The organism is Chloracidobacterium sp. (assembly GCA_016711345.1).
Lineage (GTDB): Bacteria > Acidobacteriota > Blastocatellia > Pyrinomonadales > Pyrinomonadaceae > OLB17.
The window spans coordinates 3,279,734-3,295,708 of record JADJTD010000001.1 but is presented as its reverse complement, the minus strand read 5'-3'; the positions used below and the strand labels follow the sequence as shown (position 1 = coordinate 3,295,708).

Sequence of the window (15,975 nt, the reverse complement as noted above, 5' to 3'; positions counted from 1 at the left end):
ACAATGAGATATAAAGTAATTCAATTATTTATTTTTACAGTCATGTTGGTGTCACTTGGCAAGGCGCAGGATAAGAAAGAAGATTCGGAAAACCTTCAGTATAAGCTGCTTGCCACCACGCGAACTTCTACAATGCAAAAAGAAATAAATGAGGCTGCCGGTCAGGGTTATCGAATCGTGGTCGGAGCCCCTACAAGTGGTTCGGAGATGGCTCTTTTTCTTTCGCGCGATGGTACAGTAGCAGATCCCTTTCAATATAAATTGCTGGCAACAACTCGTACAGGAACAATGCAAAAAGAAATGAACGAAGTCGCCGACGCGGGCTATCGCCTTATTCCAAGTACCATGATAGCGAAAAAGCAGTTTATAGGTGGCATTGAAATTGTGATGATATTGGAACGCCCGCCGATAGTTCGAAAAGAATACGAATACAAACTTTTGGCTACAAGCCGAACATCAACGCTTCAAAAAGAGGTAACGGAAGCAAAAGAGGCAGGCTATCTGGTTGTCGGAATGGTGAGTCGCGGAGAACATATGGTTGTCATGGAGAGAGAAAGACCTGTGACACCATAAGCTCTGATCAAGTTTCGATAACACCTTTACCTAAATCTTCAAACCAGCACCGTATGCAGAAGCGGTGCTTTTTTCTTTCGGCCAGTGTGAATTCGGCGGACAGCGGCAGGCTTTTGGCGAGGAGTTTTTCGTCGTTGGTGAGTTCATGCCAGCTTTGTAGTTTTGGTAAATGGCATTTTGGGCAGAGATGCTCGCGTAGATTGATCATTGCTATACTATTGTATGCGTAAGCCCGCGCGTTAGTAAGGGCGGAACACGCAAGTTGAATGAATCGCCCTTACTCACGTGCGGGCTTGCGCAATATTTTATGTTTACTGTAAAAGCTAGTTACACAAACGAGATCGAGTTCAATGCGAACATTGATAAGGTCCGCGAGTTCTTTTCAAACCTGACAAATTTCAGTGAACTAATGCCCGGCATTATGCAGATCCACACTGATGCAAATGGCATTGCGCACTGGAACATTCAAGCAGAGATCCCTTTTGTCGGCCAGATGCTGCAGAAGTTTGCTGTCGAACCGACCGAAAACACCGCCGAACGTATCGAATGGTCACCCATCCCGAACGAAGCTGAAAACTTCCTCCGCTACTCCGCCGACTTTCTCGAAAAGGCCAAAGACGTAACGCTCGTCCATTTCTCCCAAGCCGTAGAACTCCGCCGCAAAAAAGCGGGCGAACTTCACTCACTCGCGTGGCTAGCCGGCGAATCACTCATCAGCAGCGAAATGACCAAAAGCATCACGGAAATGATAAAGGTGTTTGTTGGTAGAGCGAAAGAAAAACTGGAAAGTTAGTTAACCACGAAATTACACGAAAAGAACAGTAGCTAATTTTTAGGTAATAGCGCCGCCGTCGACGATCACGACTTCGCCGTTCATGTAGCTGTTGCGGTCGCTGACCATGAAGGCGGCAAATTCGGCAAGTTCTTCAGGACGACCTGAGCGGCCTTTTGATACCCAGTGTTTGTGTATTTCGAGCAAGCGGTCAGGCAGAGTGTTGCCAAGGTCCGTGTCAAAGATTCCGGCAGCAATAGCATTTACAGAGATGCCGAAATTTGCCGCCTCGCGCGAAAGGCATTTTGTAAAACCGATCATCGCAGCCTTTGAAGTAGCGTAGTGAACCGAAGTCGGCAAACTGCGGATCGCACCGACAGATGTGATATTAAGGATAGCTCCGACCCGTTCGCGGATCATCTGTTTGTAGAAAGGCTTCGTGACCGCAAACAGGCTGCCGACATTTGTATCAACTACCCAATCCCAACTTTTGTCGGTGGTCGTCGCAAAATTGTCGCCCTTATTAACTGCAGCGTTGTTCACGAGGACATCGACCGGTCCCCAAGCGTCTTTTATCTCGCGGGCGACATGCTTAAGGCCGTATCGGTCGGTCACAGAGACCTTAAAGCTCAAAGCCCTGCGGCCAAAAGCTTCGATCTTTTGCTTCACGACTTCGGCCAAGTCATCGCTGGAATGATAATTGAAAGCGACATCCGCGCCTTCGCGAGCAAAGACCTCGCAAAGGGCTGCACCGATGCCGCGCGTTCCGCCCGATATGAACGCACGTTTTCCTTCAAGTAAAAGACTCAAGCTAATCTCTCCGCAGAATATTTACTAGATTTCCAATAGAAAAGGTTAATGAAATCAGTGACTTGTGACAAGTTGAGATTGTCGAATATGTGGAAAAAAGGACTCACGCTGCCGCCTGCACAACCGGCTCGGTCTGCGGCAAAAGAGCATTGATCTCCCTGATAATGTACTCCGTCGAATTGGGCATTGTCAGTCCGGCAGTCGCAGCCTTCATATCAATGTATTGACGAGAATTCCCTATTAAACTGCGGATCGTAGGCACAATATCTACACTCCGCTTGAGCAATATCCCTGCTCCGCGATCGCTAATTAACTGAACCGTTCCCGCTTCCTGCGGCATCGGCTTAGTAGTTGCATCCGCGATTATCGGCAAGCCGCATGCCATCGCCTCGAATGTCGTCAAGCCTCCAAGCTTTGAGATCATCACATTCGCCGACTGCATCAATTTTTCGATCTCGTTCGAATATCCGATCACCTTAACAGGAAACTTTGCATGCTTAGCGATCTGCTCGGCCTCGATCCGCAGTTGCTCATTTTTGCCTGCAAGGAAGATAGCCTGAACGTCCAATTCTCCGCGAACGAGTTCCTTGAAGATCTGCGGAATATTTCCGCCGCCGATCCAACCCGCGTTTAAAAATACGGTAAATTTATCTGGGTCAAGGCCGTATGCTTTGCGAGCGATCTGAGCGTCAGCCTCATCGATCTCACGAAATTTTGGATCAACTGGCATTCCCGAAACCTTAATACGATTCTCGGCAATTCCGTAATCAAGCAGTTGTCTCCTCGCTTCGTCATTTGCCACGAGATAGAGCGATACATCATCACATGCCCATCCTTTCCAGAAGCCGTAACAAGGATCGGTAACGACCGTAACCAACGGAACCTGTTCTGCAAGATGCAATTCTTTGAGGATCTTCGCAACGATATGCTGCGTCAAAGGATGAACGCTGACAACAACATGCGGACACCATTTATCGAACTGTGATCGCAAATATCCGATGCATCGCTTGTGAAAAAACTCGCGTGTTTCAGGCCTGATCTTGTTTACGGCCCAATACAGATACTTCATCCAATGCTGTTTATTCCGCAGCATCCAATTATAAAGATTAACGAGTTTATCCGTGACGTGGTGAGAGTCTTCAACCGCTTTGATCGTGCGGACCACTGTCGAATCGCCATGCCAAAAAGTCTGTAAACCCTCAGCGATCGCCTGTGCAGCACTGCGATGCCCGCCGCCTGTATCGGATGAGATTATGAGAATTTTTGGAGTGGTAATCGGCATTAAGCAATTCAGGCCTTAAGTGCAACTTCCTTCCCCGCGAGAAAACCTGCTTTCTTTGCAGCCTTCTTCATCTGGCCTTCGAGTTTCATTATCTTGACCAAATGTCCCGGATTCAACGGCAACGAAGGATAGAAGCAATTCGACTCGTGCGTGCAGTGACAACCATCCGCTACCTCTTTGCGGCGTTCCTTCATAAGGTCGGTTCGCCAGGCAGACTGAAAATCCCAGTCATAGTCACGCAGGTTCAGCACATCCGCCTTGTTTTCACAAGACGAAAGCACGCCGTTATCATAGATCACGGCGCCAGCACTACCGGCATAGCATTTAAGTTGGGCCTTGCCCTCTTCCTTGGTTTTGGCAATGATATCGTGCATGTAGATATCGACCGCAGCCTTAAAGAAGCCCGAAGCGCCACCGTAATTGTTCTTGAGCGTCGCGTCTTTCGTGTCCTCAAGTATCATCTGCGACAGTTTTTGATAACGCGTATGATCAAACTGCAATTCGATCGGATCTGCCGATGGAGGGCGAATATAATTGATATTAACCTTGTCCGGTTTGAGATCGTATTTCAAAAAATCGTACCAATCAAAGATCGTGTCCTCGTTTGAATGCATCACGCATGTGCAGGTCTGGATGTCGAGCTGCGGATACTGCTCTTTCTTCATCTGCTGCAATGTACGGGCCGTGTGGATTGCTTTGTCCCAACTTCCCTCTTTGCGGCGAATTTTCTCATGAGCGTCTTTCATACCGTCTATTCCGAGGGCAACGCTAACATTCAATTTAGGACACTCATCCATTATACGAGCGACGTCCGGAAAAATACGCGGATGAATCTGTCCGTTAGACATCAGATAGACAGAATCAAGCTTGTTGTTCTCGTAAAAAGCACGAACGATCTCAGGCAAGTCCTTTCGCGTAAACGGCTCGCCGCCCGCAAGCACCAAAACGCCCAAATTACCGCCAAGCGTTTCCGAAATTTTGGCGATCTCATCTGTCTTCATTTGCAGTTTCTTACGCGGCCGATCGTCGAGTTCCTCTGTAAAGAAACAGTGCGTACACCGCATATCGCAGACGCTTGTGACTAGAATATTTAGAAACACTGGCGAAATCGGCCGTCCGACAAGTATGCTTGCGTATCGTTTAAATATCTCTTTTGTTGCAAAATCCATATCTTATTCTCTTGACGCTCCTAACATTAGATGCAGGCGCATTGATACAGTTACTAACTTTATCTTATTTGCGGTAATTAGAGCAACGTGATTAAACGGGTTAGAATATAACTATGCTCCGCCGAATATACCTCGACAACAGTGCAACAACGCCTATTGATCCCCGCGTGATCGAAGCGATGATGCCTTATTTGACCGATAAATTTGGCAATGCTTCCAGTATTCACTTTTTCGGCCAGGAATCTCGAGCGGCTATAGATAAGGCTCGACATCAAGTTGCCGGGTTAATCAATGCCCGGCAACATGAGATCGTATTCACATCAGGCGGAACAGAAGCTAATAATCTCGCCATCCGCGGCCTTATCGAAGCGAACGCCAAATACGGTAGTCACATCATTACCTCATCCATCGAGCACCCATCGGTCAAAAGCCTCTGCGAAGACCTGGAAAAAAATGGCTGCACAGTTACTTTTTTGCCCGTCTATGAAAACGGTATTGTCCGCATTGATGACGTAAAAGCCGCGATCACTGAAAAAACAGTCCTTATTTCTATAATGGCCGCAAATAACGAGATCGGAACCCTCCAACCGATCGCTGAGATCGGCAACCTCGTTACCGATCTGCGCAAAACTGGCAGAAAGCTTTGGTTCCATACAGATGCGGTTCAGGCAGCAGGCAAAATTCCGATCGATGTAGAACAAATAGCCTGCGATCTGCTATCGATCTCGGGCCATAAGATACATGCACCAAAAGGAATCGCGGCATTATACGTCCGTCGCGGAGCAAGGCTTCACTCGCAAAATATAGGCGGCCACCAAGAACGCGAACGGCGAGGCGGTACAGAATTTGTCGCGAACATAGTGGCGTTTGGAAAGGCCTGCGAACTGGCAAGCACGGATCTAGATAATACGGCCATAAAATTACAGGAACTACGCGATAAATTTGAGTACGAGATCAGCGAACGTATATCGAGCCTTGTTTTCAATGGAGACAGCACAAATCGCCTGCCAAACATCTCCAATATCTCATTTAGGGGTGTTGAAGGTGAAGGGCTACTAATAAGTCTTGATATGGTTGGAGTAGCCGTGTCAACGGGTTCTGCTTGTTCATCCGGCTCGCTCGAACCTTCTCCAGTGATTCGAGCACTCGGCGGCGATGAAGATGTTGCACGCAGTGCCATTCGTTTTAGTTTTAGTCGCAATAATTCCTTCGAAGAGATAGATCACGTTCTCAGTATTCTCCCCAATTCCGTCGAAAACCTCAGAAAACTTGCACCTAGCTACGTTGGAAAAGTCGGATAAGATTCACCCGCACCAACAAAAAACAGCCGCCCGGTTTCCCGATGCGGCTGAATTTTTTTGTTCCCCCCGGTGTGTATTTCGCTCGTGAAAGCTTAGCCAGCTACGATGATTCCGTCTTTCTCAGAGGTCGTGCAAGGCGTGGTGTCGGTGTCAGCCAATCCGGCTACGATTATTCCGGTTAGTCCTGCAACGATAATGCCTGTGAGCCCTGCTACGATGATGCCGTCACGTCCAGCGACGATGATACCGTCCTTCGACTGTGAACATGTGTTGTTGTCAGCGCCTCTGCCGGCTACGATGATGCCTGCGTTTGCAAAAGTTGTTCCTAAGGTCATGATGGCTGCCAATGTGATTGTTGTGATTGTCTTTTTCATTTTTTTTCTCCAATTAGTTTTTTTTTAGTTTTGTCCGAAACCCATTGGCTTCGTTCTGCCCTCTCTATTACAACCACCGTGCCACAACAAAAACACAAATCCACTAATCCCGCAAACCTCCTATACGCAATAGTTTAAATGCTCTCAAATCTGCAATGAAGGACATAGCCGTCGCACAGTATTTTTTGTATACTTGATTACCACCTACCGCTAAATATCTTGCTAACTCACATCTTTTAAGCAACTTACATACCTGTATATTTTCTATCCAATCTAATAGTGTATAAGTGGTATACATTGCACAAAATTAGGCAATAATATACTTGACACAGTAAATATGATGTGATAGCCTTATAAATACAGGGGAAAAGGTGAAAACAATGAAAGAAACTCCATTACCGCGAACTTTACAAGAGGCAGTCAAAGCATTTGCCAAAGAACGATTCTGTATTGATCTAATCGCTGCTATGCGTTGGTCAGACGGTCAAGCTGTGTGTCCAAAGTGTGCAGGAAAGAACAATCACTTTATGGCATCGCGTAAGGTTTGGCAGTGCAAGAACAAAGAATGCAAGAAACAGTTCTCAGTTAAGTTCGGCACTATCTTTGAGGATTCGGCTATCAGTCTGGAAAAGTGGTTAATGGCAATGTGGTTGCTGATAAACGCTAAGAACGGCATTAGTAGCTATGAACTGCATCGCGGTCTAGGTATCACTCAAAAAAGTGCTTGGTTTGTCCTACATCGCATCAGAGAGGCTATGACCAACGGCACTATTGAGAAAATGTCTGGAACCGTTGAAGTCGATGAGGCTTATATCGGTGGACTGGCTAAGAATATGCACCACGCCAAGCGTGTAAGGTTCGGTGCTGATAAAAATTCAGATAAGCGCGTTAAGGCTCACCAAACCGCTGTATTCGGTATGGTTCAACGTGGTGGCAAGGTTCGCGTAAAAGTAGTGAAAAACGTCCGAGCCGAAGATGTAATCCCTGTCATTCAAGCGAACGTAGAAGCCAACTCAGAGGTTTTCACCGATCAGGCGAGTATCTACCGCGATTTGTGGTATGAATACGTTCACGCAAGCGTTAATCATTCAATTGAATATGTTCGCGGTGCGGTGCATACCAATAATATTGAGAACTTTTGGAGTCTCTTGAAACGGTCAATCAAAGGAACTTACATCAGCGTGAGTCCTGCACACCTACAGAAATACGTCGAGGAGCAAATGTTTCGTTATAACGAACGACACGGCAACGATCAACAAAGATTCGTTGCTATGCTTGAGCTGATTAGCGGAAAGCGTCTTACCTATTCACAGCTAATCGGCTATGAAACGGGATGCTAATAAACCTCAATTAAAACGGGGTAGAAAAAAGAAAGCACAAGATGAGGATGAAGGGTAAACCTTTATCCCCTAATTGTTGATTTAAATGACTTTAGTGGCGCAAAGGTGTTGTGTCGAGAGGCATATTTGCGCTAAGATTACAATGAAAAAAGGTCGGCGTGAACCGACCAATTTTCACTAACTAATGTTGTTGCGGATAAGGCAACAGGTGATATATCTTTCTCAGAATACCGCGTGCTGTTCTTATCTGTCAACCTTACTTTTGACAGGCTCAAATGAGCAAGGAACAAAATAAAATGATACCTCAAGGCGACTTAAACATAATGCGAACGTTGAACGATCAGTTAACGCCATTAAATAGGACTCTTAAATCTGTGGAATTGAGTACATCAACTTGTGTTGGTAAATTGGACTCAATTCAAAAGGATTTGGAACAAATCAAGGAGCATCTTGGTTTGAAATCTTCGGTGGCAAGCGGGTCAGATTAACTCCGACCAATTGAGCCGCAAACGAGAGAGCGTTATAACGTTCGTTTTGTGAATAGTCCGTTCCTTGCAACATATTCAGGATGTCTTGAGTTGCTTGCAAGGAACGGTCTTGAATTTCTGATGGTTGTGTTGCTGATTGCATAAACTGATATAAACCTCTAAAATAAATTTAGAAGCCTAGTCAGCTTTCTGGTTTTTCCTTTTCAGCGGGCGCTCGATACGCTCGCTTTTTCTATGCCTTTTGCTTGCGGTCTTTGTAGTCTTGCTCTCGCTTTTTAAGTTCCTTTTTCGGGACATTCACGACCTGTTTTAGCAACGTCTTAAAGCGTTCTTGATCTTTACCGTCATTTTTCATTTCGATCTTTTCGAGTTCCTTTTTGTTCATATTTTCAGTGTATATCAAGCCACTTCTTTCATACCAAGTTTTTCACGCCAATAATTAACAGCAGCCCATATTTTAGTCACGAACTCCTTCGTGTCACCATAATAATTCGGAAAAGCGTCTCGTAACTCTCTCAGTGAATCTGCCGACGCAAACACGACGTCAATTTTTAAATCTTCTCGGTATTTGGCTTCTAATTCAGTCTGAAGTTTCCATGCCTCGTCAACATTCTCAGCCGTAAAACCTTTAATTGACACTTTCTTTTCTCGACTATTGAGCATGGTGACAAAATGACTAGCCCCGGGAAACGCCTTATCGTGGGCAATTGTTATCTCTGTAAAGCCTTGCAACACTCGTACTATTTCTAATTGATCCCATAAAGGAATAATTTCCTTCATCAAATCTTCCATTTCCACTGGAGTATTGGGAACTGCGGCGGTCTTGTCCTCGGTTCCCGAAAAAAACTGACTAGCTAATGCGAAAAAACGTTTCCAAGACGGGTCTCCAATTCCTCGTTTGAGGTCTTGTTGAGTAAAAGTTGAAACGACCTCAACTGCGGTAGCCCAAACATGCTGAATGTGAGTCCTTAACTGAAATTCAACGGTAAGACCATCGAATGCGCTGGATTGTCCAGAATCGCTCTTATATTGGTAAATCAAATGCAAACTACGATAGCCATCGGGCTTGGGAGAACCTATATAATCATCTATTCCGAGCCGTTCCCATGCTTTTAACCGATTTTTATGGGAAATGAACACACCCATAAGCCGGATTAGTTGCATAGAGCTAGCAACAATAACACGACAACCTGCAATATCCTGCATATTACTCAGCTGCATTGTCGGTTGAAGTTTAAGTTTGGTCTCGATAGACGGCAACCGCTTGAGACGGTCAACCACAAGTGCCTGTGGGTCAACTAAATGCGCACGCCGTTCCAATAATCGTTTTGCTCGCATTAAAGGATACCGATGAGCAAAACGCCAATTGTTCACAATAGCGAACATTTCATCGGACGGCATTTCCCTTTTACCAAGTAATGCTTTCCCTGCATTACGAATCTGGTTTTTACTATATTTGACAGGTGTATATGCCACACCGTCTATTATAACGGATTCGCCATTATATAGATTGCCTGTAAATACAGGGATTGCTTCAGTTCTGAAATTGTAACCTAACATTTTTACTGAGTCTGCGATATTAGTGCCCAAAATAACTCACCGGCAATGTACGGAGTTATTTCCCTCTTAAACCTTTTGAAAGAGCGCTCGAGGGCGGGACGATTTCGAAATCTAAGGTGATAGTCGCCGTTCACCCACCTAACCTCAAAACGGCTGCGATCACTCAAGAGGAGTTTGTAAGGAAAATCATAACGCAGTATCGTATCGAGCATTAATTTATGCTCGCGGCTTGTTAGGCCTTGATCCGATGCTTTTGAGTATTCGTATATAGCACCCAACACGAGAAGGTGTTGTTTGTCGGAGTCAACCGCATCCAACAGTCGCTTAAAAATGGGCTTGACGCGAAAGCTGATCCCAGCACCGATCTTATCTTTCGCAGCCCCAATCTCATTGCTTCTCTCCCGGCCCACGTACGAGTCGAAACGAAAATTCCTTGGCAGGTCCACCGCGATCGCAATGCCGGGATCAAACTCGTCGACTGTGCCGGGTTCTTGGCCTGAGGTAAAGATCGGAGCAAAGCAAAGGAAACAGGCCCCGACTAAGATGAGCTTTCCAACAGCGATGATCATCTTGATAAGGGCCTCCTTTCCTGCCAAATTGCATTAACCTAGGTCGTCATCGACAAATTACTGGATCACAAGCGGTATCTCCGACGCCAACTGAAGGTCGATAAGGAGACCAAGCCGTTTTTCTATCTGAAAGAAAAGTGCTGCTTTCTTACCCGGCAATACCTTTCCAACAAGCGGAATGTATTTCTGCCTAAGTTTGGTGATAGCTTCTTCGTTGTCGATCGAGCGGCGATTAAGGTTCGCGGCCGTCGCATTGGTGAGCTTGTCATAATTCGCAGCATAGTCCTTGACTATCTGAACGCGGGCATTATAAATCGTTGCAAGCTCGCCTGCGTACTGCTCGTAAACCGGCCAGAACTTCACCGCCTCAGCCTCTGTCAACGGCATATTTAGCGCAAGAAACTGCTTTTTGTCCGATCTCAGGTCCTTTCGCAAGAGTGTGATGTATTTGTCATATTCTGGATTGGATATGCTTGACTGGGCGGATATAGCCTGGCCAGCCATCAGTGTGACGACCAATATCGCAACCGTCATAAAGACTCTCAATATCATTTGTTTTCTCCTTAACTTTGGTTCCGCCACCTCACCTTAGCAAAAAGCGGCTAATTATTTCCAAACCTTTATGTTCACTAAATTCCATGGGTTCTGGAAAGTTTCGATCATGATCTCACCCTTCTCATCAAGTTTGAGTTTAGCGACTGGGTAAAGTGTTCCCTTGGTTTCTCCTTTTTTCTTGCTGATTATGATCTCACCCATGGCAAGTGAATAATCCATCGATCGGCTGCTGCTCCAAAGTTCACCAAACGCGATCGGCCGATCAGTCACAAACCGGATCCTTCGGCCGCCATCCGGCATCGGAAACGTCCGAATGTAGTTAAGATCGAAACCAAGGGTTCCGGTGACTGCTATCCGCCCCTTCGACTTCATCTTGTCTAGCGCATTTGCTAGTCCCTCTGAGCCCTTCTCCCGAAAAACTTCTAGGAGCACGTTCTTGTCTTCCGCCGTAGAATATTCGCTGATACGGACATCGACATTTGTTAGTCGCCCGAGTTGTGTCGAGGTCCCCATCGCCGTGCCGCTGATCTGCTCCATCTTTTGTGCAGAGACGGCCAAACCTGCCAAAAGCAGAAGGAAAACCGACATCAGTATGGTAGCCAATATATTCTGATCACTATTTTTACTCATCGTTTTTGTCTCCATTCTCATTTTTTATGTCGCGGTATATAAAATCCCCCGACCTAATTGAATAACTTACTTTCCGTCCTAAGTATACGGATCAACTATTGCTGTTGTAACTGTCAGTTCTTACAGGTAATTCCAAAAAATTTCATTGATCGCATGCTAAGTTCTAATAGTAATTTCGGGTTGGGTGTTCTGATTGGTTCCCAAAAAGACGCGCCCGTTTCCGGGCGCGACCAAACCAACAGTAATGGCCGTAGCTGTTGCTGGCCACGACGGCCCCGTTGGTGAACTTGTGTGTTGCATTAGTTGCCCGCAATTCCCTTGTTGAGCAGCAATTTGATCTCAACGCGGCGATTCTGTGCCCGCCCAGCGGCTGTTGTGTTCTCTGCCGCCGGCATATCAGAACCCGCTCCGAATGGTTGAACGAGACGCGTTAGCGGCAAACCGTATTTCGTGACCAAATATCCAATCACCGCATTTGCACGCTTTTCGCTAAGTGTCTTGTTCTTTGCACTGTTTCCTGTGGAATCAGCAAAGCCGATGACCGATATCATCCAACCCTTAGTATCCTGCGTCTTTACCCATGCCCGTGCTTCATCGATGATCTGCTTGCCCTTCGGTCCGAGTGCAGCACTGCCGGTAGCGAACGGAACGACGATCGTTTTTATGGTGTTATAGTCACCAAGCCCGTTGATACGATTGTTGGCGCGATCCGCCGAGGCTTGTGCAGCAGCGGCCATTGCCTGAGCTTCGTCGATCTGGCCAGCCATACGTTTCGCATTTTCCTCAGTCGCTGCGATCCTTGCTTCGTTCTCCTCTATCTTCTTTCTGTTTGCCTCAGCTTGCGCCTCAACGGGGTCAACGCTAACCTGTAGGGCTTGCGCAGTCCTCAGATCTTCCGGATCGAAATCGATCTGTCTCGCTATAATGTGTCCGTCGGCGTTTCCTGTTCCGCTTACCTGGATTCGAAGTCCCCTTAGCAGATAACTTGCCGGAAATTGATCGCCCCCGCGAAGCACTTTTTTATAGGTTTGAACTTTAGTGCTCGGCAACAAATCGACATAGTATATGTCAGCACTCGAAACATCGCGCATCGTCAGCGAATCTGCACCCCGAGTCGCAATCACACCTTTGATCTTTACGTTTTCGTTGAAGCCGATGCTCTTAAAGGCCGTCTGAGCGGATGCGTTTACGATCATCCCTGTAAACAAAATTATGGCCAATAAGACTACTTGGCCCGATCTAAGATTTTTAACTTTCATTTGAATAACTCCTTTCATGATATTTTCCCATACGCCTTAATAACGATTTAACAAGTGGTAAACAGAAATGGTCTTGTAGGCGTCCTCGAAAAGACCTCTTCCTTAGCGCACGGACATATCGTATTTGCAAATCAGAGGTCTTTCAACTGTTACTTTTAACAGTCTTGCTCCGCCCCGACCTTTCATAGCTTAGGCGCAAAGAAACGGTTCTGTGACAATCCACCTCACCAAATCGATACTGGCATCCATTTGGTTACCGTAATTCTTGATTCAATTGCCCTCACAAGTAAGAAAGCCAACTAAGCCTTCTCGTTCGTTCGACATAAAACCAGGTGGAAATCGCAAAGATTGTGTAACTTAGCGTCCTGCACAAAAATAGGATGTTTTTGGCTAAATATTGTGAGAAGCCTAAGGGGTACACAGTCTTAAGGCAATTTTTCGTTAGTGCAGCGAATGGGCAGACAAATCCGAGCCTGTTCGCCGAATTTTTTGCTGGCTCATCTGTATTAAAAGATGTTAAACTGGTTCTGGCGATATATTTCGCCGGTCACTTTCCTCTTTTTCACTCCTGATTTATCGTCCTCTCATGGATAGAAAGCAATTATCCAGTATTAGCAAAGGGATAGTTATCGTTGCAGGCATTGTCTGTTTTGCGATAGCTGTCGCGAATATTGCGGTGGCCACGTTCACGGTGGGCTTCCTTTGTGTGCTTGCCTTCTCGGTCCTGGTTGCCCCGCATGACCCTGACGCTGCCGCGATCCAGATTCGCTATTAGCTTCTCTGACGCGCTTGTTTTCTTTACATTCCTTTTTTACGGCGGACCGGCGGCAATCGTAGTGGCTGCACTTGAATCACTGGCAAACTGCCTTTATTTAAGGTCAAAGGGATTTCCTTTTGGCCGATTGATGATCCCGACCAATGTCTCGATCAACACGGTTTCGACGACAATAACATTTGCAATTTGGCAGATAGTCACTCACGTCGGATACGTCTCTGCAAATCCTGATGAGACGCAACATCTGATATCGATGGTTGGCTTCCTTGCCTTGACCCAATTCGCAGTATCATCATTTCTTGCAGCGATCTTTCAAGCTCTCAAGGACGGTTCGAGTCTTTTCGCAACTTGGCGAAAAGACTGTTTTTCGAGTTCGATGACGCAGATCGTCGGAGCGGCCTTGGCAGGTTTCTTGTTTAAGCTGATCAATTTCGGCGATCTCATAACGGGAGCCATCGCCTTTATTGCTTTAGGGATAACCTACTTTAGTTACAAACAGTCTATTGACGAAGTAAACGTTGCGATCAATCAAGCTCAGACTGCGGAGCGCGAAAAGGTCGAAACGGAACGCGATCGCCGACGAGAAGCTGAAAAACATGCTTCCCAGCTTGCGGTTTCACTCGAAAAAGAAGAAAAGGCCAACGAAGCCCTGCGTAAGAGCGAGAAGGACCTTCAACATGCGGCACTTTATGATTCACTGACCGGCCTTCCGAATCGAAAGCACTTTGGCGATATGCTGCGGCGGTTGATCGACCAATATAAGAATGATCCGGCAGCGGCATTTCAGGTCCTGTTTCTTGATATTCAGAAGTTTAAGAATATTAACGACAGTTTGGGGCACACGCTTGGCGACAAAGTGCTGATGGTAGCCGCAAAAAGATTTGTTCGAATGCTCAGCTCCGGTGATATGGTGGCACGCATCGGCGGTGATGAGTTTGCCATAATTCTTAGAGACCTTTCGACGGCCAGCAAGGCACAAAAGGTCGCCCGCCGCATCCTCACCAATATTTCTCAGCCTTTCTCGCTCAGCGGAAATCGCATTTCGATCAGCGTTAACATCGGCATAGCGCCTTGTGACACGGAATACAACACACCCGAAGAGATCCTTCGCGACGCCGATATCGCGATGCATTACGCAAAGGAAAAGCAGACCGGCGTAGCGGTGTTTACCAAAGAACTTCGCGTTCGCTTTCTCGAACACGTCAGGCTTGAGAACGATCTCCGCAACGCTATCGACCGGAAAGAGCTTACGATGCACTATCAGCCGCTTGTATGCTTGCAAGATGGTACGCTGTTGGGTTTTGAAGCTCTTCTGCGTTGGCATCACAGCGAATTAGGCCAGATACCGCCGAACAAATTCATACCCATCGCCGAAGAATCGGGCCTTATCATTCCGATCACGACCTGGATCTTGCAGGAAACTACAAACCAGTTGGCGAAGTGGCAGAAGATTGGCTCTTCGCACAAAGATCTGATCGTCAGCGTAAATATCTCGGGCAAGCATCTCGGTAAAGATGAGTTGGTTGACGATGTAGAAAATGCGCTGGCTATCTCGAAGATATCACCTTCTTCGCTCAAGCTTGAGATAACGGAAAGTGCCGCGATGGAAAACGCTGAGCACACGATCAGCATTCTCAACCGCTTGAAGCGGCTTGGCGTGCAGCTTAGCATCGACGACTTCGGGACCGGATATTCCAGCCTCAGCTACCTGCATCGCCTGCCGTTCGACACGTTGAAGATCGACCGTTCGTTCGTTTACAGCGTCGGCGAGAGCGGCGAGAATTCCGAGATACTGCAAACCATAATCTCGCTGGCAAAAAGCCTCAAGAAAAAGGTCATCGCCGAAGGCATCGAGACCGAAACGCAATTATCACTACTGCAAAACCTCGGCTGCGACTATGGCCAAGGCTATTTGCTTGCTAAACCTCTAACAAAAGAAAAAGCGGAACAGGCACTCTACGAAAGCCGCGGCTGGCTGCCGCACGGCGACGTTCGCAGCGTACCCGACTACACACCGCCGCAAACAACAGAGACGCGGCTGTAAGGTTTTCGTGCGTCGAATCGCGGCCGCTTTCAGGTTGCAATGTTCGTGGATAGGCGTATGGTTAGACACATAGCTCCTATTTTGTTGCTTTTGCGAGTCGCCTGATACAGGACATCTGACCGCACCGATCGTTGCTCTTTGGCTTTTTGAGTTGTCATCACCACTCATTTCGTTATCCGGCAAATTCCTGATGGAAGAGGATAATAAATGGACGACTCCACCCCCCAAGGGATTCACCCCGAATTTATTGTATTGTTAAACCGCTCAGAAACAGTTCTCGCCGAGCTAAAGAAAATGAACGACGGCCCGAAACCGATCGATACGGCAAGATATGTGAGGCTAAAAAATGAACTCCGCGAAATCGCCGACCAAATGGAACTCCTCATGCCCGGCCACAAGACGTAATCACAATGCAGAAGCCCGCACGTAAGTAAGGGCGTTCACGCAACACGAATGAAACGCGGCCCTTTATGC

The 15,975-nt window shown here is 46.8% G+C and carries 19 protein-coding genes; 7 read left to right on the top strand and 12 right to left on the bottom strand.

Translation table 11 applies throughout. From position 1 onward, the window contains the following. The first annotated feature begins 3 nt into the window (after positions 1–3). Positions 4–573 (top strand): hypothetical protein, encoded by a 570-nt coding sequence (locus tag IPL32_13760; protein ID MBK8466890.1) that lies wholly within the window; start codon positions 4–6, stop codon positions 571–573. 7 nt (positions 574–580) lie between these two features. On the opposite strand, the gene IPL32_13755 is transcribed toward IPL32_13760, so the two are convergent. After that, on the bottom strand, positions 581–781 hold the full coding sequence (locus IPL32_13755) for a hypothetical protein (GenBank protein ID MBK8466889.1): 201 nt from the start codon (positions 779–781) through the stop codon (positions 581–583). 99 nt (positions 782–880) lie between these two features. Here IPL32_13755 and IPL32_13750 point away from each other — a divergent pair, with 99 nt between their 5' ends. Further along, complete coding sequence (locus IPL32_13750) at positions 881–1,366, top strand: SRPBCC family protein (protein ID MBK8466888.1); 486 nt, start codon at positions 881–883, stop codon at positions 1,364–1,366. A gap of 39 nt (positions 1,367–1,405) precedes the next feature. Here the strand turns inward: IPL32_13750 and IPL32_13745 are convergent, their stop codons facing one another. The 3 genes from IPL32_13745 to IPL32_13735 form a co-directional block, all read right to left on the bottom strand. Further along, positions 1,406–2,155, bottom strand: coding sequence for an SDR family oxidoreductase (locus IPL32_13745; GenBank protein ID MBK8466887.1), 750 nt, complete (start codon positions 2,153–2,155; stop codon positions 1,406–1,408). 103 nt (positions 2,156–2,258) lie between these two features. Further along, complete coding sequence (locus IPL32_13740) at positions 2,259–3,437, bottom strand: glycosyltransferase (protein ID MBK8466886.1); 1,179 nt, start codon at positions 3,435–3,437, stop codon at positions 2,259–2,261. An 8-nt stretch (positions 3,438–3,445) separates the two neighbouring features. After that, positions 3,446–4,606, bottom strand: a complete 1,161-nt coding sequence (locus IPL32_13735) for a radical SAM protein (protein MBK8466885.1) — start codon at positions 4,604–4,606, stop codon at positions 3,446–3,448. A gap of 113 nt (positions 4,607–4,719) precedes the next feature. On the opposite strand from IPL32_13735, the gene IPL32_13730 reads away from it, so the two are divergent. After that, entirely contained in the window at positions 4,720–5,907 is a 1,188-nt protein-coding gene (locus tag IPL32_13730; protein ID MBK8466884.1) for a cysteine desulfurase, read from the top strand. Positions 5,908–5,999: 92 nt separating this feature from the next. On the opposite strand, the gene IPL32_13725 is transcribed toward IPL32_13730, so the two are convergent. After that, on the bottom strand, positions 6,000–6,281 hold the full coding sequence (locus tag IPL32_13725) for a hypothetical protein (protein MBK8466883.1): 282 nt from the start codon (positions 6,279–6,281) through the stop codon (positions 6,000–6,002). Positions 6,282–6,661: 380 nt separating this feature from the next. Here IPL32_13725 and IPL32_13720 point away from each other — a divergent pair, with 380 nt between their 5' ends. After that, on the top strand, positions 6,662–7,621 hold the full coding sequence (locus IPL32_13720) for an IS1595 family transposase (GenBank protein ID MBK8466882.1): 960 nt from the start codon (positions 6,662–6,664) through the stop codon (positions 7,619–7,621). A gap of 438 nt (positions 7,622–8,059) precedes the next feature. Here the strand turns inward: IPL32_13720 and IPL32_13715 are convergent, their stop codons facing one another. From IPL32_13715 to IPL32_13685, 7 genes are all read right to left on the bottom strand, one after another. Next, a complete protein-coding gene (locus IPL32_13715) occupies positions 8,060–8,251 on the bottom strand; it encodes a hypothetical protein (protein ID MBK8466881.1) in 192 nt (63 codons plus the stop codon). Between the two features lie 90 nt (positions 8,252–8,341). Further along, positions 8,342–8,494, bottom strand: a complete 153-nt coding sequence (locus IPL32_13710; protein ID MBK8466880.1) for a hypothetical protein — start codon at positions 8,492–8,494, stop codon at positions 8,342–8,344. Between the two features lie 14 nt (positions 8,495–8,508). Beyond that, positions 8,509–9,669 (bottom strand): hypothetical protein, encoded by a 1,161-nt coding sequence (locus tag IPL32_13705; GenBank protein MBK8466879.1) that lies wholly within the window; start codon positions 9,667–9,669, stop codon positions 8,509–8,511. A 2-nt stretch (positions 9,670–9,671) separates the two neighbouring features. Further along, on the bottom strand, positions 9,672–10,238 hold the full coding sequence (locus IPL32_13700; GenBank protein ID MBK8466878.1) for a hypothetical protein: 567 nt from the start codon (positions 10,236–10,238) through the stop codon (positions 9,672–9,674). Positions 10,239–10,295: 57 nt separating this feature from the next. Beyond that, positions 10,296–10,790 carry a hypothetical protein gene (locus IPL32_13695; GenBank protein ID MBK8466877.1) on the bottom strand — a complete coding sequence of 165 codons (495 nt, stop codon included), beginning with the start codon at positions 10,788–10,790 and terminating at the stop codon, positions 10,296–10,298. Positions 10,791–10,844: 54 nt separating this feature from the next. Beyond that, the gene (locus IPL32_13690; protein MBK8466876.1) at positions 10,845–11,423 is read right to left on the bottom strand and encodes a hypothetical protein; all 579 of its coding nucleotides are present in this window, start codon (positions 11,421–11,423) and stop codon (positions 10,845–10,847) included. A gap of 299 nt (positions 11,424–11,722) precedes the next feature. Then, complete coding sequence (locus IPL32_13685) at positions 11,723–12,682, bottom strand: OmpA family protein (GenBank protein ID MBK8466875.1); 960 nt, start codon at positions 12,680–12,682, stop codon at positions 11,723–11,725. A 586-nt stretch (positions 12,683–13,268) separates the two neighbouring features. Here IPL32_13685 and IPL32_13680 point away from each other — a divergent pair. The 3 genes from IPL32_13680 (at position 13,269) to IPL32_13670 (ending at position 15,906) form a co-directional block, all read left to right on the top strand. Continuing rightward, complete coding sequence (locus IPL32_13680; protein ID MBK8466874.1) at positions 13,269–13,457, top strand: hypothetical protein; 189 nt, start codon at positions 13,269–13,271, stop codon at positions 13,455–13,457. Between the two features lie 61 nt (positions 13,458–13,518). Further along, on the top strand, positions 13,519–15,501 hold the full coding sequence (locus IPL32_13675) for an EAL domain-containing protein (GenBank protein MBK8466873.1): 1,983 nt from the start codon (positions 13,519–13,521) through the stop codon (positions 15,499–15,501). A 207-nt stretch (positions 15,502–15,708) separates the two neighbouring features. Continuing rightward, positions 15,709–15,906, top strand: a complete 198-nt coding sequence (locus tag IPL32_13670) for a hypothetical protein (GenBank protein ID MBK8466872.1) — start codon at positions 15,709–15,711, stop codon at positions 15,904–15,906. The last annotated feature ends 69 nt before the right edge of the window (positions 15,907–15,975 follow it).

Coding starts and splice junctions, on each gene's coding strand:
- IPL32_13760 (MBK8466890.1), top strand. CDS start 4: ATGAGATATAAAGTAATTCAATTATTTATTTTTACAGTCATGTTGGTG.
- IPL32_13755 (MBK8466889.1), bottom strand. CDS start 781: ATGATCAATCTACGCGAGCATCTCTGCCCAAAATGCCATTTACCAAAA.
- IPL32_13750 (MBK8466888.1), top strand. CDS start 881: ATGTTTACTGTAAAAGCTAGTTACACAAACGAGATCGAGTTCAATGCG.
- IPL32_13740 (MBK8466886.1), bottom strand. CDS start 3,437: ATGCCGATTACCACTCCAAAAATTCTCATAATCTCATCCGATACAGGC.
- IPL32_13735 (MBK8466885.1), bottom strand. CDS start 4,606: ATGGATTTTGCAACAAAAGAGATATTTAAACGATACGCAAGCATACTT.
- IPL32_13730 (MBK8466884.1), top strand. CDS start 4,720: ATGCTCCGCCGAATATACCTCGACAACAGTGCAACAACGCCTATTGAT.
- IPL32_13725 (MBK8466883.1), bottom strand. CDS start 6,281: ATGAAAAAGACAATCACAACAATCACATTGGCAGCCATCATGACCTTA.
- IPL32_13720 (MBK8466882.1), top strand. CDS start 6,662: ATGAAAGAAACTCCATTACCGCGAACTTTACAAGAGGCAGTCAAAGCA.
- IPL32_13715 (MBK8466881.1), bottom strand. CDS start 8,251: ATGCAATCAGCAACACAACCATCAGAAATTCAAGACCGTTCCTTGCAA.
- IPL32_13710 (MBK8466880.1), bottom strand. CDS start 8,494: ATGAACAAAAAGGAACTCGAAAAGATCGAAATGAAAAATGACGGTAAA.
- IPL32_13705 (MBK8466879.1), bottom strand. CDS start 9,669: ATGTTAGGTTACAATTTCAGAACTGAAGCAATCCCTGTATTTACAGGC.
- IPL32_13700 (MBK8466878.1), bottom strand. CDS start 10,238: ATGATCATCGCTGTTGGAAAGCTCATCTTAGTCGGGGCCTGTTTCCTT.
- IPL32_13695 (MBK8466877.1), bottom strand. CDS start 10,790: ATGATATTGAGAGTCTTTATGACGGTTGCGATATTGGTCGTCACACTG.
- IPL32_13690 (MBK8466876.1), bottom strand. CDS start 11,423: ATGAGTAAAAATAGTGATCAGAATATATTGGCTACCATACTGATGTCG.
- IPL32_13685 (MBK8466875.1), bottom strand. CDS start 12,682: ATGAAAGTTAAAAATCTTAGATCGGGCCAAGTAGTCTTATTGGCCATA.
- IPL32_13680 (MBK8466874.1), top strand. CDS start 13,269: ATGGATAGAAAGCAATTATCCAGTATTAGCAAAGGGATAGTTATCGTT.
- IPL32_13670 (MBK8466872.1), top strand. CDS start 15,709: ATGGACGACTCCACCCCCCAAGGGATTCACCCCGAATTTATTGTATTG.